At 58.1% G+C, this 23,923-nt stretch carries 17 protein-coding genes and 1 pseudogene; 7 read left to right on the forward strand and 11 right to left on the reverse strand.

Features of this window, described 5'->3' with window-relative positions; translation table 11 throughout:
* Positions 1–10 precede the first annotated feature (10 nt).
* Both THINI_RS07440 and THINI_RS07445 read right to left on the reverse strand, forming a co-directional pair.
* Positions 11–1,603: a peptide chain release factor 3 gene (locus THINI_RS07440; RefSeq protein ID WP_002708016.1), complete on the reverse strand. Its 1,593-nt coding sequence runs from the start codon at positions 1,601–1,603 to the stop codon at positions 11–13.
* A 62-nt stretch (positions 1,604–1,665) separates the two neighbouring features.
* Entirely contained in the window at positions 1,666–1,989 is a 324-nt protein-coding gene (locus THINI_RS07445) for a BrnA antitoxin family protein (protein WP_002708017.1), read from the reverse strand.
* Positions 1,990–2,324: 335 nt separating this feature from the next.
* Between THINI_RS07445 and THINI_RS07450 the strand changes: the two genes are divergently transcribed.
* The 3 genes from THINI_RS07450 (at position 2,325) to THINI_RS07460 (ending at position 8,074) form a co-directional block, all read left to right on the forward strand.
* Entirely contained in the window at positions 2,325–6,497 is a 4,173-nt protein-coding gene (locus THINI_RS07450; protein WP_002708018.1) for a DEAD/DEAH box helicase, read from the forward strand.
* A 281-nt stretch (positions 6,498–6,778) separates the two neighbouring features.
* The gene (locus THINI_RS07455) at positions 6,779–7,591 is read left to right on the forward strand and encodes a hypothetical protein (RefSeq protein ID WP_002708019.1); all 813 of its coding nucleotides are present in this window, start codon (positions 6,779–6,781) and stop codon (positions 7,589–7,591) included.
* A 51-nt stretch (positions 7,592–7,642) separates the two neighbouring features.
* Positions 7,643–8,074, forward strand: coding sequence for a hypothetical protein (locus THINI_RS07460; protein ID WP_002708020.1), 432 nt, complete (start codon positions 7,643–7,645; stop codon positions 8,072–8,074).
* Positions 8,075–8,143: 69 nt separating this feature from the next.
* Here the strand turns inward: THINI_RS07460 and THINI_RS07465 are convergent, their stop codons facing one another.
* Together THINI_RS07465 and THINI_RS26375 are read right to left on the reverse strand one after the other, a co-directional pair.
* Positions 8,144–10,414: an acyl-CoA dehydrogenase gene (locus THINI_RS07465; RefSeq protein ID WP_002708021.1), complete on the reverse strand. Its 2,271-nt coding sequence runs from the start codon at positions 10,412–10,414 to the stop codon at positions 8,144–8,146.
* Positions 10,415–10,766: 352 nt separating this feature from the next.
* A pseudogene (locus THINI_RS26375) lies at positions 10,767–11,234 on the reverse strand (YiiX/YebB-like N1pC/P60 family cysteine hydrolase); the annotation flags it as partial.
* A gap of 195 nt (positions 11,235–11,429) precedes the next feature.
* Here THINI_RS26375 and corA point away from each other — a divergent pair.
* Both corA and THINI_RS07480 read left to right on the forward strand, forming a co-directional pair.
* Positions 11,430–12,479, forward strand: a complete 1,050-nt coding sequence (gene corA, locus THINI_RS07475) for a magnesium/cobalt transporter CorA (protein ID WP_002708023.1) — start codon at positions 11,430–11,432, stop codon at positions 12,477–12,479.
* Positions 12,480–12,601: 122 nt separating this feature from the next.
* Positions 12,602–15,574, forward strand: a complete 2,973-nt coding sequence (locus THINI_RS07480) for an AMP-binding protein (RefSeq protein ID WP_002708024.1) — start codon at positions 12,602–12,604, stop codon at positions 15,572–15,574.
* Positions 15,575–15,622: 48 nt separating this feature from the next.
* Here THINI_RS07480 and THINI_RS07485 read toward each other — a convergent pair whose 3' ends face one another.
* From THINI_RS07485 to THINI_RS23255, 7 genes are all read right to left on the reverse strand, one after another.
* Positions 15,623–16,666 carry an IS701 family transposase gene (locus THINI_RS07485; RefSeq protein ID WP_081485957.1) on the reverse strand — a complete coding sequence of 348 codons (1,044 nt, stop codon included), beginning with the start codon at positions 16,664–16,666 and terminating at the stop codon, positions 15,623–15,625.
* Positions 16,667–16,772: 106 nt separating this feature from the next.
* Positions 16,773–17,030, reverse strand: coding sequence for a hypothetical protein (locus THINI_RS25955; protein WP_002708026.1), 258 nt, complete (start codon positions 17,028–17,030; stop codon positions 16,773–16,775).
* A 60-nt stretch (positions 17,031–17,090) separates the two neighbouring features.
* Positions 17,091–17,828: a GNAT family N-acetyltransferase gene (locus THINI_RS07495; protein WP_002708027.1), complete on the reverse strand. Its 738-nt coding sequence runs from the start codon at positions 17,826–17,828 to the stop codon at positions 17,091–17,093.
* Complete coding sequence (locus THINI_RS26380; protein WP_050988010.1) at positions 17,825–18,085, reverse strand: hypothetical protein; 261 nt, start codon at positions 18,083–18,085, stop codon at positions 17,825–17,827. The genes THINI_RS07495 and THINI_RS26380 overlap by 4 nt, the downstream gene beginning before the upstream one ends.
* Positions 18,082–18,246, reverse strand: coding sequence for a hypothetical protein (locus THINI_RS26385; RefSeq protein ID WP_245536590.1), 165 nt, complete (start codon positions 18,244–18,246; stop codon positions 18,082–18,084). Before THINI_RS26385 ends, THINI_RS26380 begins: the two co-directional genes overlap by 4 nt.
* A gap of 21 nt (positions 18,247–18,267) precedes the next feature.
* Positions 18,268–18,402: a hypothetical protein gene (locus tag THINI_RS26975; protein WP_281054669.1), complete on the reverse strand. Its 135-nt coding sequence runs from the start codon at positions 18,400–18,402 to the stop codon at positions 18,268–18,270.
* Between the two features lie 45 nt (positions 18,403–18,447).
* Positions 18,448–21,354 (reverse strand): nSTAND1 domain-containing NTPase, encoded by a 2,907-nt coding sequence (locus THINI_RS23255; RefSeq protein WP_002708029.1) that lies wholly within the window; start codon positions 21,352–21,354, stop codon positions 18,448–18,450.
* A gap of 127 nt (positions 21,355–21,481) precedes the next feature.
* On the opposite strand from THINI_RS23255, the gene parE reads away from it, so the two are divergent.
* The gene (gene parE, locus THINI_RS07510) at positions 21,482–23,377 is read left to right on the forward strand and encodes a DNA topoisomerase IV subunit B (protein WP_002708030.1); all 1,896 of its coding nucleotides are present in this window, start codon (positions 21,482–21,484) and stop codon (positions 23,375–23,377) included.
* A gap of 32 nt (positions 23,378–23,409) precedes the next feature.
* Positions 23,410–23,889, forward strand: a complete 480-nt coding sequence (locus THINI_RS07515) for an MEKHLA domain-containing protein (protein ID WP_002708031.1) — start codon at positions 23,410–23,412, stop codon at positions 23,887–23,889.
* Positions 23,890–23,923: the final 34 nt, after the last annotated feature.

Genomic DNA, 23,923 nt, shown 5'->3' on the forward strand with positions numbered 1-23,923 from the left:
ACCGTGGCGGTTAGCCGACATCCACCCCATGCTCACGGGTGGAATGGAACTGGATGTCCGGCCATTTTTCCTGCGCCAGTTGCAGGTTGACGCGGGTCGGGGCGATATACACCAACTCGCCGGAATGGTCGTAAGCCAGATTCTGCGCCGCCTTGTTTTTGAACTCTTCCAGCTTCTTTTCATTGGTGGACGTAACCCAACGCGCCGTCTGCACGTTCACGCCCTCGAAAATAGCGTCGACCTTGTATTCATCCTTCAGACGCTGCGCCACCACGTCGAACTGGAGCACACCGACCGCACCAAGAATCAGGTCGTTGTTATTGATGGGTTTGAATAACTGGGTTGCACCCTCTTCGCACAATTCTGCCAAACCTTTCTGCAACTGCTTCATTTTCAGCGGGTCACGCAATTGCGCCCGGCGGAACAGTTCCGGCGCAAAGTTGGGGATACCGGTAAATTGCAGGTTTTCGCCCTGGGTAAATGTGTCACCGATGCGGATGCTGCCATGGTTGTGGATGCCGATGATGTCGCCGGGGTAGGCATCTTCCACATGCTCACGGTCGGAAGCCATGAAAGTGAGCGCGTCGGGGATTTTCACATCCTTGCCGATGCGCACATGTTTGGCCTTCATGCCCTTCTCGAACTTGCCGGAACACACCCGCAGGAAGGCGATACGGTCACGGTGTTGCGGATCCATGTTCGCCTGGATTTTGAAAACGAAGCCGGTGAACGGCTCTTCGCCCGCTTCGACCCTGCGGGTAGTGGTCGGGCGGGCTTGCGGTGCGGGCGCGTGTTCCACGAAGTCGTCCAGCAGTTCACGGATGCCGAAGCTGTTAAGCGCAGTGCCGAAATAGACAGGAGTGAGCTTGCCATCAAGGTATTCCTGCAAGTCAAATTCGTGGCTGGCACCTTGCACCAGCTCAATTTCGTCACGTAAATCCTGCGCCTGGGAACCCAACACTTCGTCCAGACGCGGGTTATCCAGCCCCTGGATTTCCTCGTATTCCTGACGGCGTTCGGTGTCGGGCTTGTAGAGGATCACCTTGTCCTGATATAGGTGGTAGATGCCCTTCAGTCGCTTGCCCATGCCGACTGGCCAGGTGATCGGCGCGCATTTGATCTTGAGAACGGTTTCCACCTCATCCAGCAGTTCGATCGGTTCCTTGCCCTCGCGGTCAAGCTTGTTGATGAAGGTCATGATTGGCGTGTCGCGCAAGCGGCAGACTTCCATCAGGTTGATGGTGCGTTCCTCGACGCCCTTGGCCACGTCGATCACCATCAGGGCGGAATCGACGGCGGTCAGTACGCGGTAGGTATCTTCCGAGAAATCCTCATGCCCCGGCGTATCCAGCAAGTTGACGATGCGCCCGTTGTAGGGGAACTGCATGACGGATGAGGTGACGGAAATCCCGCGCTCCTTTTCCATCGCCATCCAGTCGGAAGTGGCGTGGCGGGCAGCCTTGCGCCCCTTGACCGTCCCGGCCAGCTGGATTGCGCCCCCGAACAGCAGCACCTTTTCGGTCATGGTGGTCTTACCGGCATCCGGGTGGGAAATGATGGCGAAGGTGCGGCGGCGGGCGGTTTCTTGCAGGCGGTCGGTCATGGTATTTCGGGGCTAACAGATTGGAAAGGAGGCGATTATAACCGTACTTGCAGATTCATGCCTTACAGCGATGCAGGTTTTTGGTCACTTTCCAAGGCAGCCTTCAATTCCTGCTGTATGGTTTTCCTTACCACATCAGCCAATGCCTGCCCCTGAAGGAATTGCTTCAGGGCGTCGTTCATCATGCTTTGGTAGCTACCACCCGCCATTTCAGCGCGCGCCTTGAACATGGCCAATACCGTGCTATCGACACGCATGGTGATGCGGGTCTTGCCGCCTGATTCGGCTTGCAATTGCGCCAAGGCAGGGATTTGCGCAACAGGTTTGGCATCGGCAAAATCATCATCTTTGAATTTTTCGTACATATCATCTGAACTGGCTTTCATAGCGCCTCCGTTGTGGCTGGTTGGCCTTCCACGCGGAAATAAGGCGTTACGCCTTCGTGGTTGATTGGGTTAAGGGCGGCTTTGTCCGGATCGAATTCTATTTGCATACGTTAATGATATGTACAAAAGTACATATTAACAAGATGAACTATATACCAAACCAACCACCAAGCTATTATGCGTCAGGTGTGGCGGCAGGCGCTCTCCTGTAAACGGCCGGTCATGTCGGGTTAGGTTCTGAAGGGGAAGCCAACGCTTAATAGCGGAAAACACGAATAGCTGGTACATTTCTACAGCCGTGCCCCCCTACCCAATACATTTATAAATACAGCCCCATGTTTGACGAACAGAAATTCCTCCAGTTACCTGAAGCCAACCAGCAGTTGCTGGAATTCATGTCCATTATCTACGCGCCGATTGCCGCCACGCCCTTGTCGAAGCTGTCCCCGGTAGCGACAGATCCCAAGGTGTTGCGCCCCGTTCTGGCAGAAATGGCGGAGGATGGCTGGCTGACCGTTAGCACGAACAATTATTTTGCCTGTAACCCTGACATCCGTGATGAACTGACCCGCCGCAGCATTCAGGAAGGGCGCTTTGCCGGACTGGCGAAAATCGTGCTCGACGCCCTAGCCCCGGAAGCACCCAAGGGGTGGTATCAAAAGCGTTGGCCAACGGTAGAAGCCGCCCTGCGCGATTTGCGCCTGAATGCGCTGCTGGGGGAAACTCATAAACTCTCCAGCCTGTTATCAGAGGCCGACCAGCAATGCAGCAATAGCCCCAAATTCCAGCCGCACCCCTGGTTTACCTTGTGGGGGCATCCGCTGGATGAAGCCTGGCTGGACTACCTGCCCGAACCGGTATTTCTGCAAATGGTCGCCCCGGCTTATCTGCGGCAGGCCGACTGGAAAATGGAAAATGCCAGCAACTTGTGGGAACGGTACAGTGCTTTGTTGCGAACGGCGGGGTCTGGGATGTCAACCGTATGGGCGAACTTCGGCGGCACGATTTACTGGCAATTGTTCCAACGCTACCAATGGGATAGCGACCTGGCCGCCGTACCGCCAGGTGATGGCGGGGTACGGATGGAACATTGGCACCTGTTCACCGCTATCCGCGCCTTGTCGCAGGGCAAGCGGGACGAATGCATGGCCTTTTACCAAGCCGGGCTGAAACTGGTGCGCAAACGCCAGGGCAGCCGCAAGGCGCTGTATGGGACACCACTGGAATCACTGTACGTCCTTGCCCTGCTGGTTGACGGCTCAGCCGCAGCATTTAAGGAAATTACCTCCTATTTCAAGGAATTTGCTGCCAACAACCGGGGTTACCTGGCACTGGCCTATTTCGCGGATGCACGGCTGACAGGCAAGGCTCCGCCTATGGAGGGTGATGTCACTTTCTACCAGCAGACACCCCTGACTTTCCTGCTGGCCCTGATCGTGCGCCACTGGATAGGGCAGACGCTTCCTGCCGAGTGGCTGGACGGAGCCGCAAGCTACTACCAGAAGCTGAATGGCATAGGCTACCTGTGGCTGGCCGGGGAATATGCTGCCGTTCTGGCACAAGCCCTGCCTGACAAGGACAAGCGCAGATCCCTGTACCAGGGGCTAGCTGAAGCCACCCACAGCAAGGCAGGCACACAACCCCTGATCAATTTGTACCGCCCACAACAGGAATGGGAACGCACCCTGCTGGCCCTTCAACGCCTGGGCAGTGCCGCCGCCGTCAAGACGCCAGCCACCAAGGCGGGGGTAGAACGGGTGGTCTGGTTGCTGAGCCGCCACAAATATGGCTCCGGCGCAGTCGAGTACAGCATCGTGCCCAAATTGCAGAAAAACACCAAAAAAGGTTGGACGGACGGGCGCAATATCGCCCTCAAACGTCTGGCGACCGAGCCGGAGGCATTCCCGTTCCTGACGGCTGAAGACCGCCATCTCTGCCAGTCCATCAAACTTTACAGCTACGGCTATTACGACAAAAGCTACGAATTGCACATCCAGGACGCCTGGCCACACCTGATCGGGCATCCCCGCGTGTTCTGGGCTGATGCGCTCAATTCCCCGCTGGACATCCAGCAAGGCAGGGAGGAACTGCTGATCCTCAAGGAACGCGGCAAGTTGCGCATCAAGCTCTCCCCCGACATTCCCACCCACCATGACTGGAAGCCCGACAGCCATTTCGTGGTGGAGGAAACCACCCTCCAGCTGAAGCTGTACCGGCTGACGCCGAACCTGCTGCAACTCCTGCAAATCCTGGGCAAGGATGGCCTGCTGGTGCCAACGGAAGCCGAAGCCAGCGTGCGCCAGACACTGGAAGTGCTGGCTCCGATGATCACCATCCAGTCCGACATTGCGGGCATGGATAACGCCGCTACGGTGGAGGCTGACCCGCGCACACATGTGCACATGCTTCCGTGGGGCGAAGGTGGTCTGCGTTTCCTGATGCGGGTGCAACCATTGGGTGAGGCCGGGCCGACATTCCCACCCGGCGCGGGGCGCGGCAACGTGATGGCAGAAGTTGACGGCAAACTGCTGAAAACCAGCCGCAACCTCAAACAGGAACGCAAACAGGCCGATGCGCTGTTGCAGGATTGCCCCGCCCTATCGGGCTGGGAGGATGTCAACGACGACTACGCCACCGACGACCCGGAACAATGCCTGGAAGCCCTGCAACAACTGCACGAACTGGGCGAACGGGTGGCGCTGGCGTGGCCGGAAGGCGAAAAGCTGCGCGTCACCCCACAAGTCGGTGCCAACAACCTGACACTCAAAGTCAGGCAGTCCGGTGACTGGTTTGACCTGGACGGCAAGCTACGGGTGGACGACCAACTGGTGCTAAGCCTGCGCCAGTTGCTCGACCTCAGCCAGACGGCGACCGGGCGTTTCGTGCAACTCGGGAATGGTCAGTTCCTGACCCTGACTCGGCAATTCCAGAAAAAGCTCGAACTGCTGCGGGCATATGCGGAAACCACCGGTAAACAGGGGCTGAAAGTCGGCGCTCTGGCCGGCATGGCACTGGAAGACTTCATTGATGAGGCGGGCGAACTCGATGCCGACAAACACTGGAAAGCGCAGGTCAAACGGCTGAACAAAATCCGCCAAAGCCAGCCCGGCGTTCCCGCTGATTTGCAGGCCGAACTGCGTGACTATCAGGAAGAAGGTTTCCGCTGGATGGCGCGGCTGGCGGAATGGGGCGTGGGCGGCTGTCTGGCGGACGACATGGGGCTGGGCAAGACAGTGCAAACACTGGGCGTGTTGCTTGCCCGTGCCAATCAAGGTGCGGCGCTGGTCGTTGCGCCTGTGTCGGTGTGCAACAACTGGTACAGCGAATGCCAGCGGTTTGCCCCATCCCTGCGCCCGCTGTTCTATCGCGGCAAAGACCGCCAGCAACTGCTGGAAGGCTTGCAACCCCACGACCTGCTGATCGCCAGCTACGGCCTGTTACAGCAAGACGCGGAAGCTTTCCAGACTATCCGCTGGTCGACCATCGTGCTGGATGAAGCGCAGGCCATCAAAAACACCGGAGCCAAGCGCACCCAGGCGGCTTACCAGTTGCAGGGCGATTTCCGGCTGGTAACTACCGGTACACCGATTGAAAACCATCTGGGCGAATTGTGGAGCCTGTTCCGTTTCCTCAACCCCGGTCTGCTGTTCTCACAGCAACAGTTTGGCGAACGTTTCCAGACACCGATTGAACGCGACAACGACGACAAGGCACGTCAGCATCTGAAAAAACTGGTGCAGCCTTTCATGTTGCGCCGCACCAAGAACCAGGTATTACAGGAATTACCGCCGCGCACCGAAATCACCCTGACGGTCAGCCTCAGCGACGCGGAACTGGCGCTGTACGAAGCCATCCGCCAACAGGCACTGGAGCGTTTCGCCCAACAGACCGAAGAGGCGGAAAACCGGCATCTGGAAGTGCTGGCTGAAATCACCCGGCTACGCTTGGCCGCCTGCCACCCACAACTGGCGATGCCGGGCAGCCCGCTGCCATCCAGCAAATTGCAGGCGTTCGGTGAACTGGTGACGGAATTGCGCGAAAATCAGCACAAGGCACTGGTGTTCAGCCAGTTCGTCAAGCATCTGGAGCTGATTCGGGCGTGGCTGGATGGGCAGGGCATCCATTACCAGTATCTGGACGGTTCCACCCCGATGGAACAGCGCAAGCAGCGGGTGGACGCTTTCCAGCGCGGCGAAGGCGACATCTTCCTGATCAGCCTTAAGGCGGGCGGTTTTGGCCTCAACCTGACGGCGGCGGATTACGTGATCCACATGGATCCGTGGTGGAACCCGGCGGTGGAAGATCAGGCATCTGACCGCGCCCACCGCATCGGCCAGCAACGCCCGGTCACGGTCTACCGGCTGGTGGCCGAAGGCACGATCGAGGAAAAGATCGTCAAGCTGCACCAGCAGAAGCGTGACCTGGCCGACAGCCTGCTGGAAGGCAGCGATGTCAGCGGCAAGCTATCGGCGAAGGAAATGCTGGAGATGATCCGGGGTGGCGTGTAAGAAAGAAACTGACAGGCCATGTTGCGCCACCCGGATGGCCGTTGAACCTTGATGCCAGCATCCAAATGACGGATTGCCCGCATTGTCACAGCTTATTAATCCCAAAATGCAACATGCATTCATTTATGCATTGCGCCCACAAAACACCAGGCCGTTAGAAGGCACCAGACCAGCGCAACCATTCCCCCGACCAAGCGTCCGTCCCATTCCCCTCCCCCGGCCCGATCTGTTGTAACCTACATCCACGGGGTAATTTTAAAAATGACAAGGAGTCGTTAATCATGAATATTAATGGAATAAATTCCCAGACAAGGGCAATGGATAGCCAAAATTCTGCGAATACCGGGGTGAAGGAGTCGCCTTCCGCCAGCAGTGTCCAGTCCTTCAATCAGGCGATGGGCAATGAAAAAAGCGCACAAACAGAAAATACCGCCAGCAGTCAGACATCCGGCGGGCAATCCTGCAACCAGGGCAACATGGACAGCCAGTTGCAGGAACTCAAAGACCTACTAACCCAACTCGCACAGATGCTGACGCAGATGCTGCAAGGCGGGCAAACTGGCGGTTCTCCGCAAGAGGCAAGCAAAACCGGTGGCAGTGGTGACAGCAAATCACACGGTGGCAGTACCCCCAACGGTGAAAATGGCGGTATCCGCCCAGTGGAAGGCAGCGGCCCCGGTGGAAGTGCTGGCAGCAATGAACTGGTTCCCCTGCCCCAGGATAACCTCCAGACCCTGAACCTTGGTGGCAAGCAGGTCACTGTTGGCGGCGATGGCACAGGCAATGCCAGTGCCGCCGAAGTCCAGGCTACGGCCAACACCATCCAGAACCTTTACAACAACAGCCCAAGCTTCCGTAACATGATTGACAGCTCCTCCGACCCGTCTTTCACAGTCTCGGTCGGCAGGCGTGATGACAACACCAGCTGGGGCAATACCACCGGCAAGGTGTTTATGAACCTCAACAACGTCAACCCTGGCAACAACGATGCCTTCCAGTCGCTGCTGGGGCATGAATTCGCCCATGCATCCATCGACCTGGGGCATGGTTCACAAATGGAACAGGTCGAAACCGCAGTAGCGCAAGAAGCATGATTGCCTTGCATTACTGTATAGGTATTAAACACAAACGACAAGGAGTCGGCAATGATGAACGTTAACAATGTAGCCAGTTATGGGGCAGGTTCTGGTTCTTCCACCAATAGCACTACGGCTTCGCCCTCCCAAAGCGGCGTACAGGCTTTTGACAAGGCCATGAGTGGTTCCGGTACTGAAAAATCCAGCAAATGCAGTAGCGGTTCCGGCCAAGGCGGCCAGTCCGGCGGCGCTGACCTGCAAAACATGTTGCAGCAGATCATGCAGCTCATTCAGCAACTGATGCAGAAAGTGCAAGGTGGCAGCACCAGTACCAGCGGAGCCGAAGGTTCCCAAAGCAGCAAAGGCAGTGAAGGCAACCAGTCTGGCCAGTCCGGCAACGCCAACAGCACGGCTGAAAGCACTGGCACACATGGCGGCAAATCCACCATCCAGAAAGGCGGCGAATCTGCTGGTGGTCAGGGCTGCGGCTGCGGCAGTTAAAGCCTGTTAGGAAACCCCGCCCCTCCCCCTATCAGGCGATAAGGGGGGGGGCAGGGAGGCGGGTTATTCTCACCCCTTCACCTGTTGGGCGGCAGTATAGCTGCCCACCTTGTGAAAATACTCCGCCGGAAAATCATCCACCCTAATCGCATTCAGCACAGCCTTGCGGGCAGCCAGCAAACGTTCCGCGCTAAACTTGTCCAGCAAGCCCTTATCCCGCGCTTCGGCAATAGCCTCATCCGTCGTATGCGCTTCCAGCTTGCCCTCCTTGAGCAGCTTGCGCAGCTGTTTCTCGATGTCTGCCGCCGCCAGTGTCTTGTGTAGGGCATCCTCAATCCGCCCCATCCGGTCTGCCGGGTCATTGGTGATATAAACGCCCGCCGTCAGCCGGTCACGGGTAGCGGAAGGCTCCAGCGCCAGCCGCGCCACCTGATGGATCAGTTGGTCATTCGGTGGGCCGAACGGTTTGCCATACGGGAACATCAGGGTGCGTAGCGTTTTCGCCAGCCACGGATACGGCAGGTTATGGAACGCCGCCAGCATCGCCTGTTGCGCACGGTGAATGGTCAGGGCGCAGGCGTATTCCATCAGCGGCAGATCAGCCTCCGGTTCACCCTGATCCTCGAAGTGCTTGAGTACAGCGGAACACAGGTAAAGGTTGGCGAGGATGTCGGCCATGCGTCCGGACAAACGTTCGCGCCGTTTCAGGCTACCGCCCAGCGACAGCGCCGCATAATCCGCCAGCAAGGCAAACTGGCTGCTCAAGCGGCTCAGGTTACGGTAATGGCAGCGCGTCAGCGGCGAACCGGATACCACGAACACCGCATTGCTCAACCCATACCAGATACTACGCCCAAGGTTGGCGAAAATATGCTTCACATGCCCGAGAAAAGCGTGGTCGAAAGCCGCCACATCATCCGCCTGCACCGCCTGGATTTCCTTCAGCAACCACGGGTGGCAACGCATCGCACCCTGCCCAAACACAATCAGGGAACGGGTTAGGATGTTCGCCCCTTCCACCGTAATCCCGATTGGGATCGACTGGTAAGCCCGCGCCAGGTAGTTGGATGGCCCCATGCAGATGCCCGCGCCACCGGAAATATCCATCGCATCATTGACCAGCCGACGCATCCGTTCAGTCAGCTGATATTTCAGCATAGCGGTAATCACCGCAGGCCGCTGCCCCTGATCAATGGCGGTAGCAGTCAGAATCCGCCCCGCATCCATTAGGTAGGTGTTGCCAAGAATCCGTGCCAACGGCTCTTCCACCCCCTCGAAATAGCCAATCGGCATCCCGAACTGCTGGCGCACCCGCGCATACGCGCCGGTATAACGTGACGCCACCTTGGCCGCGCCGGTAGAAAGGGCAGGCAGGGAAATGCCGCGCCCCTCGCCGAGACACTCCACCAACATACGCCAGCCATTGCCTGCCTGCTCACGACCGCCAATCAGCCAGTCCATCGGGATGAAGACATCGCGCCCCCGGTTGGGGCCATTTTGGAAGGGAATATCCAGTGGGTAATGGCGCGTGCCGATTTCCACACCCTTGTGGTCGGTGGGAATCAGCGCCACCGTGATACCCATTTCCTCTTTGTCACCCAGCAGATGCTCCGGATCGTAAAGCTGGAACGCCAGCCCCAGCAATGTTGCCACCGGCCCCAGCGTGATATAGCGTTTCTCCCAGTTGAGGCGGATGCCCAGCACATTTTTATCGCCATTGAAATCCTGCCGACAAACCACGCCATGATCAGGGATGGAACTGGCATCACTACCCGCCTCCGGCCCGGTCAGGCCGAAACAGGGAATCTCGCGCCCATCCGCCAACCGTGGCAGGTAGTAATCCTTTTGCGCCTGCGTGCCGTATTTCATCAGCAATTCGCCGGGGCCAAGCGAATTCGGCACCATCACCGTGACGGCAGCTGTCGCGCTACGGCTGGAGACTTTCATCACCACCTGCGAGTGCGCGAGCGCGGAAAAACCCAGGCCACCGTATTGCTTGGGGATGATCATGCCGAAAAAGCGGTGCTGCTTGAGGAAATCCCAAATATCAGGCGGCAGGTCACGCAATTCATGGGTAATCTGCCAGTCATCCAGACGGCGGCATAACGCTTCCACCGGGCCGTCGAGGAATGCCTGCTCCTCAGCGTTCAGCTTGCTGATGGACAGGTCGCGCAAGCGACGCCAGTCCGGTTTGCCGGAAAAGAGTTCGGAGTCCCACCAGACGTTGCCACTGTCCAGTGCGTCCTGTTCGGTGCTGGATATGGGGGGCAGTTGCTGTTTCATCAAGCGCATGACCGGGTGGCTGATGTACTTCTGCCGGTATTCGGTTAGCCAATTCATGGAATTCCTCCTCCTTGTCCTGATGCCAGGGCAGCGTGCGGTAAGCCGGTTCGCTGCCTGCGCTCCAGGCCGGGTATTTGATGACGGAAAAATACGGTGAGTAATCAAAATCACTGGGCGTAAACAGGCGGAAATTACGCTCGTAAAACCTCACTTCATCTTGTTGTGGGGTATGCACAATCGGCAGGATCGGGTAATGCACCTGCTGGAAACAGCGCGCAATCATGCTGGAACACACAATATGGGTCGGTTGCCCCGCGTTGTGCTGGAACAGGCTGGAACGCCAGCGACGTGGCAGGATGGCATAGGGAAACAGGAACCGCGCCAGATCAATCAGCTGCCGCACGTCATAGCCCATGCCCAGATGCTCGATGGCGAAATTGACTACCTTGTCGGTATCCTGCCAGGTCAGGCTGGCGGGGCGGCAGATGCGCAAATGCTCTTTGCGATACTTGCGTAAGGGGGTCACAATCGTGCCCTGCCCCAACAGGGATTCCACCACCAGCGGCTCACTCAGATCGCCATCGTAATAGGCAGCCAACCGGGAACGGGCACGTGGGTCGCGAATGTCATTGAGACGCCCGATATACAGCGCGGCGTGCGTCCACGGCGACAACACCACAGTCTGGATCACCTTGCTGACGCGTGACTGACCCGCAAACAGGAGCACGTCACCAGGGCGGATTTCCCGTTCCAGAAACTCGAAATTACACAGTGCGCTGAAATCTTCCTGCTGCGGGATGGCGTTCAGCCAGTCGATGCCCTGCTGCCATAACCAGTCAGCGAAACCTGCAACACTTTGGCGGATGTGGACAAGCATACCTCCTCCTACGGTCTCCGCAGGCGCAGGCTTTACGTCGCGCCTGCAGGAATACTTGACTATTTATATACACTAATTCCTATCTCTAAAGGTATAGACCATGGGCGCAGTGATTTAATTCCCTTTCGGATAACCGGTTGTAAACTCAAGCACTGAGCTTCCCCCAACAACTTGGGCATTCACCCAGAGGCTGACATGGAAACCTTCGGCAAACGCTACCACCCGCCCGGCACGCCGCCCGGAACCCTCGCCCGCCACGGCGAAGGCGACACAACCCGTGTCTGCCTGCTGGAATATTCCAGCGAACAGTGCACGGAAACCCTTGCCCCCACGCCAGAACAATGCCGCGCTGCCATGCAAAACGACCGCGCTGACTGGCTGGATGTCACCGGCGTCAACGACCCCGCCGCCATCCGCGAACTGGGCGAAACCTTCGGCCTGCACCCGTTGGCGCTGGAAGACGTACTCAACAGCGGCCAGCGCCCCAAGATCGATTTCCACGCAAAACATGCCTTCCTGATCCTCAACCTGCCGCACCTGATCGACGACGAAATCGTGTTGGAGCAAGTCAGCCTGTTCGTCGGCGATGGCCACCTGCTCAGTTTTTGCAGTGGCGATGGCGCGGCTTTCGAGCCGGTGCGGCAACGCCTGCGGCAGGGATTCGGACGCATCCGTAGCCGTGGCGTCGATTACCTGCTGTATGCACTGGTGGATGTGATCATCGACTCCGCCTTCCCGCTACTGGAAACTCTCGGCGAACAGATCGAAGATCTCGAAGACCAGGTGCTGGAAAACCCTGACAAATCCATCCTCACCACCTTGCACCTGCTCAAACGCGACCTGTTACTCTTACGCCGGGCGCTGTGGCCGCAACGCGAAGTCATCAGCCGCCTGATCCAGCACGACGCGGAACTGGTCGACGAAACCATGCGCCCCTATTTCAGCGACTGTTACGACCATGCCGTACAGGTCATTGACCTGATTGAAACCTACCGCGAAATGCTCAGTGGAATGCTCGACATCTACCTTTCCAGCCTCAGCAACCGCATGAACGACATCATGCGCGTGCTGACCGTGATCGCGACCCTTTTCATTCCGCTGACTTTCATCGTCGGCGTCTATGGGATGAATTTCGTCAACATGCCGGAACTGCGCTGGCGCTACGGCTATTTCATCGTCTGGGGCATCATGGCGGTGTTGGCGATTGCGATGCTGATGGCCTTCAAGCTGCGTAAATGGCTGTAACCATGCCTCTTGTTACACCCAAGGGATCGCCATGCGCGACCTCGCGGCTTTTCCTTGCGTAACAATTCCTTCAACTAGTATCTTGCACGTATAACAACGACTTGATCCGGGAGGAGTAACCCATGCCGCCACTCAAGCGCATTTACGGGTTCATGGTTTTTATTGCTGCGCTGCTGTTCGCGCCCGCCATCCACAGCGGTTTGGCACACCTGTTTGCGGGGCAAGACCCGCTATTCCTGAATGCCTGGGCCGTGTTGCTGGCCGCCGCGCCGTTTGCCATTTTCGCCATAGTCCGCTACTCGCGCTCGGGTAACACAACACTGGACTGGCAAACCGCCCGCCAGCATTCCGACCTGTGGCTGACCATTATGGGGCAAGGCGTGTTCTGGGCGATCCTGCTGGTGCTGCTGGCCCTGTATCCTGCCTTCGCCAAATCTTCCCTTGGGTTGGAACACATTGCCGCCATCAGTGTGCTGTTGGGCTTTGTTGCCATTGGCATTGTTATCGGCATCCTGATTGCCAACCATTTGTCGCAGACGCATGTGGAAACCGGTGTCGCCCCCATCGGCGCATTCGGCATCGTGGCGGGGTTGCTGCTGTTCGGCTTCGTGCCGACCGTGCCGCTGCAAGCCACCCTGTTGCTCGGCATCGGCATCATGGGGGGGCTATTCGTCGCGCCGATGTACGCGCTGCTGCATTACCACATTCCCGACGAACAGCAGCTGGCAAAAATGCTGCCGCTGAATGACATGGTGCAAATGCTGGTGGTGCTGGCATTCATCAGCGTCGCCGCCGCGCTGGCCTGGGTCGGGCTGGATGCGCCGCACCTGCTGACTATGTTGACCGGTGTGACCATCGCCGGTGCCTTGTATACCTTCTATCATTTGCCGCAATCGCTGTTGCGCTTCGTCGTTAGCCGCTTTTTCCACGCCCGTTACCGCCTGAAAGTGATCGGCTTTGAACACCTGCCCGCGCGCGGCGGCGTGTTGCTACTGGGCAACCACATCAGCTTCATTGACTGGGCGCTGGTGCAGATGGCCAGCCCCCGCCAGTTGCACTTCGTGATCGAAAAAGGCTATTACGAACGTTGGTATCTGAAAGGCGTACTCAAGTGGCTGGGCGTCGTGCCGATCAGCAGCAGTGCCAGCGCTGACTCTCTGGAAAAAGTGACTGAACTGCTCAAAGCCGGGGAAGCCGTATGCCTATTCCCGGAGGGCGCGATCAGCCGCACCGGGCAACTGGGCGAATTCAAGCGTGGTTACGAAAAAGCCGTGAAGGATACTGATACAGTGATCGTACCGTTCTACCTGCACGGGCTGTGGGGCAGCCGCTTCTCACGTTCCAGTGGTTTCCTGCGCCAGAACCGCCACTCCGGCTTCAAGACTGACATCGTGGTGGCATTCGGCAAGCCCTTACCCCGGAACATTCAGGCGTATGAGCTGAAGCAGAAAATCTTCGACCTGTCATTCACATCGTGGGATGCCTATTCCCACATGATTGACCCGATTCTGCTCAACTGGCTGCGTTCCGCCAAACGGCAGAGCTTCCGCATTGCTGCATCTGACGTGATTGGTGAACCGATGAGCCATCACCGTTTCATCACCGCCGTGTTCCGCTTCGCCGCCGAGATCAACAAGCTCAGCCCGGAACAGAATATCGGCATGTTGCTGCCGACCAGCGCGGGTGGGGCGATTGCCAATATGGCGGTGCTTTCGCTGGGCAAGACCGTCGTCAATATCAACTTCACTGCTAGCTCCGAAGCCATCAAAAGTTCGGTGGAACAGGCCGGTCTGAAGAAAATTTACACCTCAAAACGTTTCCTTGACAAACTCAAGGAACGCAATGTCCATATTCCTGACATTCTGCCCGACACGCCGCTCATTTTCCTGGAGGATTTGAAAGAAGGCATCCCCAAAGCCAAGCTACTGGGTACACTGTTGATGGTGATGCTGCTGCCGACCCGCGTGTTGCAATGGCTGTACCTGCCGAAAATCGACATGGAATCGACCGCTGCCATCCTGTTTTCCAGCGGCAGCGAAGGCGCGCCCAAGGGCATCGAGCTTTCCCATCGCAATCTGGCCATCAATGCGCGCCAGGTGGCGGATGCACTCAACACCCTCGACAACGACGTGATCATGGGCACGCTGCCGACCTTCCATGCCTTTGGTTTGCTGGCCAGCACGCTGATGCCGCTTTCCGAAGGTATCCCCATCATCTGTCACCCTGACCCGACCGATGCGGTCAATATCGGCAAGGGCATTGCCAAATACGAGGCCACCTTGCTGTTCGGCACCAGCACCTTCCTACGCCTGTATGCCAAAAACTCGCGGGTGCATCCGCTGATGTTCCAGAGCCTGCGCTACGTGGTGGCGGGCGCGGAAAAGCTTTCGCCGGACGTGCGTCGTTTATTCCTCGACAAATTCGGCAAAAAACTGCTGGAAGGCTACGGCGCGACCGAAACCTCGCCGGTCGCCAGTGTCAACCTGCCCGATCAGCTCGACACCCGCTACTGGAAAGTGCAGGCGGCCAACCGCGAAGGCACGGTCGGCCTGCCGCTGCCCGGCACCAGCTTCCGCATTGTCGACCCGAACACACTGGAAACCCTGCCTACCGGCTCTGACGGCCTGATCCTGATCGGCGGCCCGCAAGTCATGAAAGGCTACCTGCACAACCCGGAAAAAACCGCTGACGCCATCGCCGAACTCGACGGCCAGCGCTGGTACAAAACCGGCGACAAGGGGCATGTGGATGAAGACGGTTTCCTCACCATCGTCGACCGCTATTCCCGCTTCGCCAAACTGGGCGGCGAAATGGTCAGCCTCGGCGCCATCGAGCAGCAGGTACGTAATATCCTCGGCGAACCTGAACTGGAACTGGTCGCCGTCAACCTGCCGGATGAGAAGAAGGGCGAAAAGGTTATCCTGATGATCGCGGGCGAACGGGATGAGGCGGAAGTCCGCCGCAAGCTGGTGGAGGGCGGGATGAATGCGCTGATGGTTCCGGCGCTGATCCGCTGTGTGGATGAAGTGCCGAAGCTGGGGAGCGGGAAGACGGATTTTGCGAATGCGCGCAAATTGGCGTTGAGTGTTGTCTGAACCGGGATTTATCGGATTTTCAGGATTCACTATGATGGGAGATAGGACTTACGCATTGACGGCCACCTGATATTGTGGGTTTAGGTGCTCCTTGCCGAGCATGAAGCTTTTGACGAATGAAGCCACGACCTCTTTATACAGTCCGCCCTGCCATTGGTAAGCGTTGCTGATCATGTCGGCGAACCGCATCTGTTGCAGGTGGATATAGCTGCACAGGGCAGCAAACAGGTGGTTGCGTATGGGTACTTTACCCCTGACCTGGAACTTCTCGATATGGCAGACCTGCTTGATCATGCGGTGGTATTGCTCAATCTGCCAATGCTGGTCATGCAGGGTCTGGAAATCCGCTTGCTGGAAGGTGTCATAGGCGTCAGCATTCGGGAGGAAAACCACGTAATGGCGCAGTTGGTCTTTTAACTGCGTCCGAAACAGCTTTACCCCGCCAAATTCGCGTAACCAGACCCTCAGCCCGTCAGCAGGGATGTCCAGTTTCTGTACCTGCACCCATGACCCCTTTTCGGTGGATACCCGGCGGTTGCTTTCCACAGCGAACAGGAACCCCATGCGGTGGTTTCTTACCGTTTTGAGGTTGCCCACACAGGAATACCAGCTATCCCCGGTCATGAAGGCGGGTTGCAGCCCCCATGCCAACACGTCCTCCAGCATGTCGAGGAAATAATCATTCTTGGTCTTGCCCTCTGCCTTGTCATACACCCGGTAGTTGACCGGCAGGCTGCGCCCTTGCGGGTCGCTGTAATACAACGTGATCAGGTTCAGCCCCTTGACCACCCGGTGGTGCTTGCCTGACCAGAAGTGTCCAACCAGCTCCATATGCTGGCTGTAGGGTTTGTCCAGCGTACTGTCATCCACATTCAATGTCCCGCCCACCAGGTTCAGCAGCCGCGATGCTTCGTTGAACAGGTCTTTTGGCTCATAGGCTTCCCGCAACAGGAAGCGGTTTACACTGTCATGCGAGATGCCCATCACTTCCGACAGGCGGGTGCAGGTGCTTGATTTCGGTTCACTCATCAGAAACCCCATGTACATTGGCAGGGTACAATTGGCTGTCGGTGGGCGTTTGGGCCTTCTTATCATTGGCTTTTATGTCGTGTGAAAAACTTATTCCTGACACAGACAGGGCTGCTTCGTCAATGCGTAAGTCCTAGGAGAAAGAACCTCCCCCATCGCTGGTAGCAGCTTAGCCGTCTGAACATCTATCCGCCAATAAACGCTCAACAGAGCCTTTGATCTTGCTGCTGCCACGGAAGGCTTCGATGGCATTAGGCTTTTCGCCATCTGTCTGCTCCATTAGAAGGCCGGTTGCCAACCTCGCCGCCTCCAATTTATTTGGTTCAACGGAGGTCACACGGTCAGCCTGCCCTGCTTTCATTTCCTTCACGGCTTGTAGTAGTTTTTTACCCAACTCTTCACCAGTTATGTCGTTACGTTCAGCCATTTTCAATCGTCTCCCTGATGGTTTTCAAGATAATTGCCGTCAATCGAAATACTCAGACAATCAATACCGCCACCTTTCATCCAGTTGCGCACACCAGCGATCCCGCTCCTGTTTCAACGCATCCAGCCCGTCGGTCAAGCCCAGCTTTTCACGTCGCCAGATTTCGTTGCGATACCAGGAATATTTCAGCCGGATGTACATCTGGTCGTAAACATCCTCAAAACCGAAGGCATGATGCCAGCAGCGACTGGCTTCGTTGCAGATGTGGTAGGTGCTGGTCAGCGTTTCGACCCCAATCTGATGCAGGCTATTGACTGCTGTTGCCACCATATTGTTGGCAATCTTGCGGCGCTGCCAAGCGGGTAAAACATACAGCAAATCCAGGCATACGTTACCGTCTTCGTCCGTTAGCAGCAGCGCCAAGCCAAGCAGGTTACCATCTTCCGCCAGCGCCATCACGGAAGCAGGATGGGGTTCGCCGCGCTTACCGGCAAAGTAATTCTTGATGTTGTTTTCGGCGTGTTCATGGATTTTATGCCCGTACCAGTCGCAGAATTCAACTGTATCGTGGAAAGCTGCGAAGAATGCCTCAATCATTTCCTGTTGGCGGGCGGGATCCAGCGGGACAATACGGCAAGCAGGGGATACAGCGCGTTCAGTCACTGCCAGTTGGGTGGTGATGGGATTGTCGCGCGGCGTGATGACGGTGTGGCCATCCCAGTATTCCACCTTGTAGCCGAAGGGGTGCTCCAGCAATTCGTATTCTTCGATGGTCATCGGGATGCGTTGGTGTTTCACAATGGCGGATATCTCCCCGCCGCAGGTGGCGTCCTGATGCCCAAATCCTGCATCAGGGTGGTCAATGGAACCTGACGTAACTTCGCCAGTTCACTCAGGTTCTGTATCCGTTCGACATTTTGTTGTTCCATCAACTCAATCAGAGCAAGCAGTTCCTGGTGTTCCTCGTCAGTCAGCGATTCACCCTGACGCTTCTGGTCAAGCTCGGCAAAACGCTGTTGCCGGGCAGAGGGCAAACCTACGTTGATTCGGGTCAACAGTCTGGCTTCCCCCCTTCAGGAATGCTGGGTGCTTTCAATTTGGCGCGCAGCGCAAGCACCCGCATTACAAACTGTTCCAACTCCGCCACCGGACGACCGGCGACGCTGTGCAACAACTCATCTGTCGAAACCTGTGATGTGGTGTGTACCATGGACATGGATAGTTCCTCTGTTGAACCTCAAGCATAGCATAACGCCGCCTGACGGCGGCAGGGGCGCTGCCCCTGCACCCCGAAGAGTGGCGCGGTCTGCTCCACCAAACGCTGGGGCTGCTCGACACGCCCCTGCATTTGGCTACGCTGCCCGCACCACAAGAGCTGCCTCCGGCAGTCTGCGGCTCCGCCACCCTGAGCAACGGTCTATCGACCTTTGGCGAGCCGGAAACCCACGTAGCTGACCCGGTTGTCCGGCGCGCCCCTGAGACGGTTGGCAGAACGCACGATCCTCGGTCCGTGGTCCAACGAGCCACCGCGAATCACACGGTTAATGCCATCAAAAGTGCTATCAAAAGAACTTACAGGAGAACCCTGCGGGTTTCTGACCGGCTCCGCCGGATACGCACCATACACATCCTGACACCACTCCCACACATTGCCATGCATATCATACAAGCCGAACGGGCTGGCCGGGAAACTACCGACCGGAGCCGTATTGGGGTTAGTATCCTTGCAGGAAAAATCATCACAGTTGGCGTTACCCCCCCACGGATAGGCGGTATCCGTCCCGGCGCGGGCGGCATACTCCCATTCAGCTTCGGTAGGTAAACGGTAAGCTTGGCCTGTGCGTTCCTTCAACCACTCCGCATAAGCCGTGGCATCGTCCCAACTGACATTGATGGCCGGTTTGCTGAAACGGCCATAACCCGCATCCGGTGGATAATCAACCTGCTTTCCCTGCCGCTGCTGATCCCACACGTAGTAGTCATATTGCATGAAAGTGAGTTCATATTTACCAAGCTGGAAAGGTTTGGTCAGCGTAACCTCATGAGGTGTTGCCTCCATGAAGTAATCTGCACATTTGCCCAAGCCCTTCACATTGTCGCGCCCGTCCACACAGCCCATCGTAAACGTTGCCTCCTGCCCCGGCTTGATGATTTCAACCATTTCTGGCAAGGGTGGCGCATAACCCAGTTCCCACAATGGCTTGATCAACGCATAACTGAACGGCAGTTTGTTCTCGTCCGCCCACCAGGCCGAATGAGCCAGCACACCTAAAATACCCACCAGCAGCGAGGTTTGCGCCCACGCCACCCAGCGGCTACGTCGCAAATACCGCCCTTCCACACTCTCAGGCCGTGGCCGCAGCTTGCCGAACACCCGCAAGTCACGCCACCCCGCCAGCCCGAACCAGCGCCCCAGCCGTGAGCGTTCCCGCCAGCGTTGCGCATCCACCTGCAACTGCTGGCGCTGGTAATCGCGGTCACGGTTGGCGAACACGTAGTCGTACAGCGTCGGCCAATAGCCGATGGTACGGCCCTGTTCATCCTTGCGGCCACTGGGACGCACCAGCATTTCGTGGACAAGTTCGACAGAAGAAAATCCTCCCCCAACCCCTCCTTTTTCAAAGGAGGGGAGCAGACCCAGTTTCCGCCCAACTCGCCAGATAACACCCTCTTGCTTCCCCCTTTGCAAAAGGGGGACTGAGGGGGATTTCTCCCCATCCGTCACAATCAGCCGCAACGGCCCGCCCACCGCGCCACCGCCCTGCCGCACCCGTTCACCCGCCAGCGTCAATATCACCTGTTCGCCGCGCTCGCCGCCGCCCGCTTCATGCACCGCATCCGCCCGCGCCAGCCGCCGCCGCGTATGCCGCCCGCCCTCGTTGATGCGCGTCAGCGCCAGCAGCAGGTTGAGCGCCTGTTTGCGCCCGCGTTCGCCCAGACTGCCGATCAGCGCATCCGCCTGTTTCGCCAGCATCCCGACCACACCGTTATGCTGCGCGTAATACGCCTTGCTCAGCCGCTGGCTGCCGTGCGCCTGCGCGTCGTTCCACAATTCCGCCAGGGCGCTTTCCACCAGCGGCAACGCGCCCGGTTCGTCACGCGCGTCATGCACAATGGCTTCCACCAGATCGGCATCGACCTGCAAACCCGCCAGCCGCGCCGGATACACGATCAGTTCGCGCAAACCGGCCTCGGAGATGGTCGGCAGCAGGTAGTCGCTCTTGTGCGTGTTATACAGCCGCAGCAGTTCCGGCAGGTATTCAAACCGGTCGAGGAAATCCGAACGGATGGTGCTGATCAGGAACAGCGGGCAGTCCGGGTCGGCCAGCGCCGCCGCCAGCAGGCGGTCGAACTGGCTGCGCTCGGCATCCTTCGCCAGCGTGAACAGCTCCTCGAACTGGTCGACCACCAGCAGCGCCGCCTTGCCCGCAGGCAGCAACGGACGCAGCGCATACGCCAGCGCCGACGGTTTGTCAGGTTGGTTGAGTTTGCCCAGCCACGCATCCATGTCGTTTTGCGGAAACGCCTTCGCCAACTTTTCCGCCAGCATCTCCACCGGCTTTTCACCCGGCATCATCGGTTCGAGGATGTTCCAACCGGCATAACCGGTGCGCCGCCACAGCAGCCCCTGCTCGATCTTCGGCAACAACCCGGCACGTACCAGCGACGACTTGCCTGCGCCACTGGCGGCGTGAATTTGCAGCCAGCGGTAGTAACGCGAATGCGGCTGGGCGGAAGTTTCCGGCGTCAGGTCTTCGGCGAAACCCAGGCCGCGCAGGGCTTGCAGCACTTCCTCATGCCGCCCGAAAAAGCGGTCGGCGTCTTCGCGGCGGAAATAGCTCAGGCCACGGTAGGGTTCGCCCTTCAACAACGGCGGCGCGGTTTGCAGGGAGGTTTGCGCCTGCAACGCCTCCAGCAAGGCTTGCGGCAATTCGCTGTCGGGATGCCAGACCATCGACTGGATTTGTTGCAAGAATACCGGCAGGTCATCCAACGCCGCGTCTGGAAGCAAGACGGGGAAAACCGGCAGGCGTTCGCGGTCATCATGCGGCGACAGCTTGCGGCTGAGGGCCACTTCGACTTCCGCCCCCACCCAGCGTTGTTGCTGCACGCCATCGCGCCCGACCAGCAGCACGAAGGCGGAACAGCCTTGTACCGCAGTCTGCAAGCTTTGCAGCCAGTTATCGCCGATGCGGATGGATTCTTCGTCGCGGAAAACCTTGAAGCCAGCGTCAATCAGCCGGGAACGGAGCATTGCAGCCACGTTCTTGTCGGTACGGCTGTAGCTGAGAAAGATGTAGCCGGTTTGGGCAGGCACTGTCATTCCGTTTTTCCAGATGGGTGGAATATCGGCATTATGGCATATTTGCTGCCTATCAGGCTTACGGCACTTTACGCCAGCCCCCTAAGCCGCTATTTTGACGCGCATCCAGACAGAACCGACGAAAACAATGAGCAACAACACCTACGACGCCTCCGCCATTGAAGTCCTCACCGGCCTTGACCCGGTACGCAAGCGCCCCGGCATGTACACCGACACCACCCGCCCCAACCATCTGGCGCAGGAAGTGATCGACAACAGCGTGGACGAAGCCCTCGCCGGGCACGCCAACCAGATCGACGTAACCCTGCACGCCGACGGCTCGCTTTCCGTCACCGACAACGGGCGCGGGATGCCGGTCGACATTCACCCCCAGCAAGGGATACCAGGTATCGAAGTCATCCTCTGCACCCTGCACGCAGGCGGCAAGTTTTCCGACCAGAACTACCAGTTCTCCGGCGGCCTACACGGTGTGGGCGTATCGGTAGTTAATGCCCTTTCCCGCAAGTTGGAAGTCAGCATCAAGCGCGACGGGCAGATTTACAACATGACATTCGCCGACGGCAACAAGGCCAGCGAACTGGAAATTGCCGGTAAAACTGCCAAACGCGATACTGGCACCACCGTGCATTTCTGGCCGGATGCAAAATACTTCGACACGGTGAAATTCGCCGTCAACCGCCTCAAGCACAACCTGCGCGCCAAAGCGGTGCTGTGCCCCGGCCTGCGCATCCGCTTCACCGACGCATCCGGGCAGGAACCGGATGTTACCGAGTGGTACTACGAAAACGGCCTGCGTGACTACCTGCGCGATGCGGTCAACGAATACATTACCCTGCCGGAAGACCCTTTCACCGGCTCACTATCTTCCCCGCGCGAAGCCCTCGACTGGGCGCTGGTGTGGCTGCCGGAAGGCGGCGAAGCGGTGCAGGAAAGCTACGTCAACCTGATCCCCACCGTGCAGGGCGGCACGCATGTCAACGGCCTGCGTACCGGCGTGACCGACGCCTTGCGCGAATACTGCGAATTCCGCAATCTGTTGCCGCGCGGCCTCAAACTGACGCCGGATGACGTGTGGGACAACATTGCCTTCGTGCTCTCCTTCAAAATGCAGGAACCGCAGTTCGCCGGGCAAACCAAGGAACGCTTGTCGTCGCGTGAAGCCGCCAGCTTCGTCAGCGGCTCGATCAAGGACGCTTTCAGCCTCTACCTCAACCAGCACACCGACATCGGCGACCAGTTGGCACAAATGGCGATCAGCAACGCAGGCCGCCGGATGCGCGCCAGCAAAAAGGTCGTGCGCAAGAAAGTCACCGCTGGCCCCGCCCTGCCCGGCAAACTGGCAGATTGTTCCTCGCAGGACACCAGCCGCACCGAACTGTTCCTGGTGGAAGGCGACTCCGCAGGCGGCTCGGCCAAGCAGGCGCGTGACCGCGAATTCCAGGCCATCATGCCCCTGCGCGGCAAAATCCTGAACACCTGGGAAGTCGACCCGGAGCAGGTGCTGGCCTCACAGGAAGTCCACGACATTTCCGTCGCCATCGGCGTAGAGCCGGGTAACGTGGATTTGAGCCAGCTACGCTACGGCAAGGTGTGCATTCTCGCTGATGCGGATTCGGACGGTGCGCACATCGCCACCCTGCTGTGCGCCCTGTTTGTGAAACACTTCCGCCCGCTGGTGGCTGCCGGTCACGTCTTTGTCGCCATGCCGCCGCTGTACCGCATCGACATCGGCAAGGAAGTCTATTACGCACTGGATGAAGCCGAAAAGCAGGCACGCCTCGACATTATCGTCGCCGAAAAGAAACGCGGCACGCCGACCGTTACCCGCTTCAAAGGCTTGGGCGAAATGAACCCGCTGCAACTGCGCGAAACCACCATTTCCCCCGACACCCGCCGCCTGGTGCAATTGAGCATCGACGACAGCGACGCCGCCGACCTGGTGATGGACATGCTGCTGGCGAAAAAGCGTTCTGGTGACCGTAAGCAGTGGCTAGAAACAAAAGGAAATCTGGCAAGTGTGTAACTGCTGCCCGGATCCGCTCATCGAGGATAGCCATGGACTATTTCCCCACCCCCTCCGCCGACAACCAGTACCTAGCTGGCCACTTGCACCTCTTGCACAGCAGCTTCCACCACTACGTTGGGCGCAATCTGTCCGGCTTGGGCTGGGAAGGAGAGACCACCGCCCGCGCCTTGTGGGAAGCCCCCGTCGTCTTACTCTCGCACAACACTAACGCTGATCCTATATTTACCTATGGCAACCAGAAGGCGCTGGAACTGTTTGCCATGGACTGGGAAACCCTGACCCAACTCCCCTCCCGCTATTCCGCCGAACCACTGGCGCGGGAAGAACGCGAACATCTGCTACAAACCGTCAACCGGCAAGGCTATATCGACAACTACAGCGGGGTGCGCATCGCCAGTACTGGCCAGCGCTTCCTGATCCGCGACGCCATCGTCTGGAACCTGCGGGATGAAAGCGGCAATTACCGGGGGCAGGCGGCGTTTTTCGACAACTGGCAATTTCTGCCCTAAATTATACGGGCGAACTATACTCAGTGGCAGAATA

Origin of the sequence: Thiothrix nivea DSM 5205 (assembly GCF_000260135.1) — a bacterium.
In the GTDB taxonomy this organism is placed as follows: Bacteria; Pseudomonadota; Gammaproteobacteria; order Thiotrichales; family Thiotrichaceae; genus Thiothrix; species Thiothrix nivea.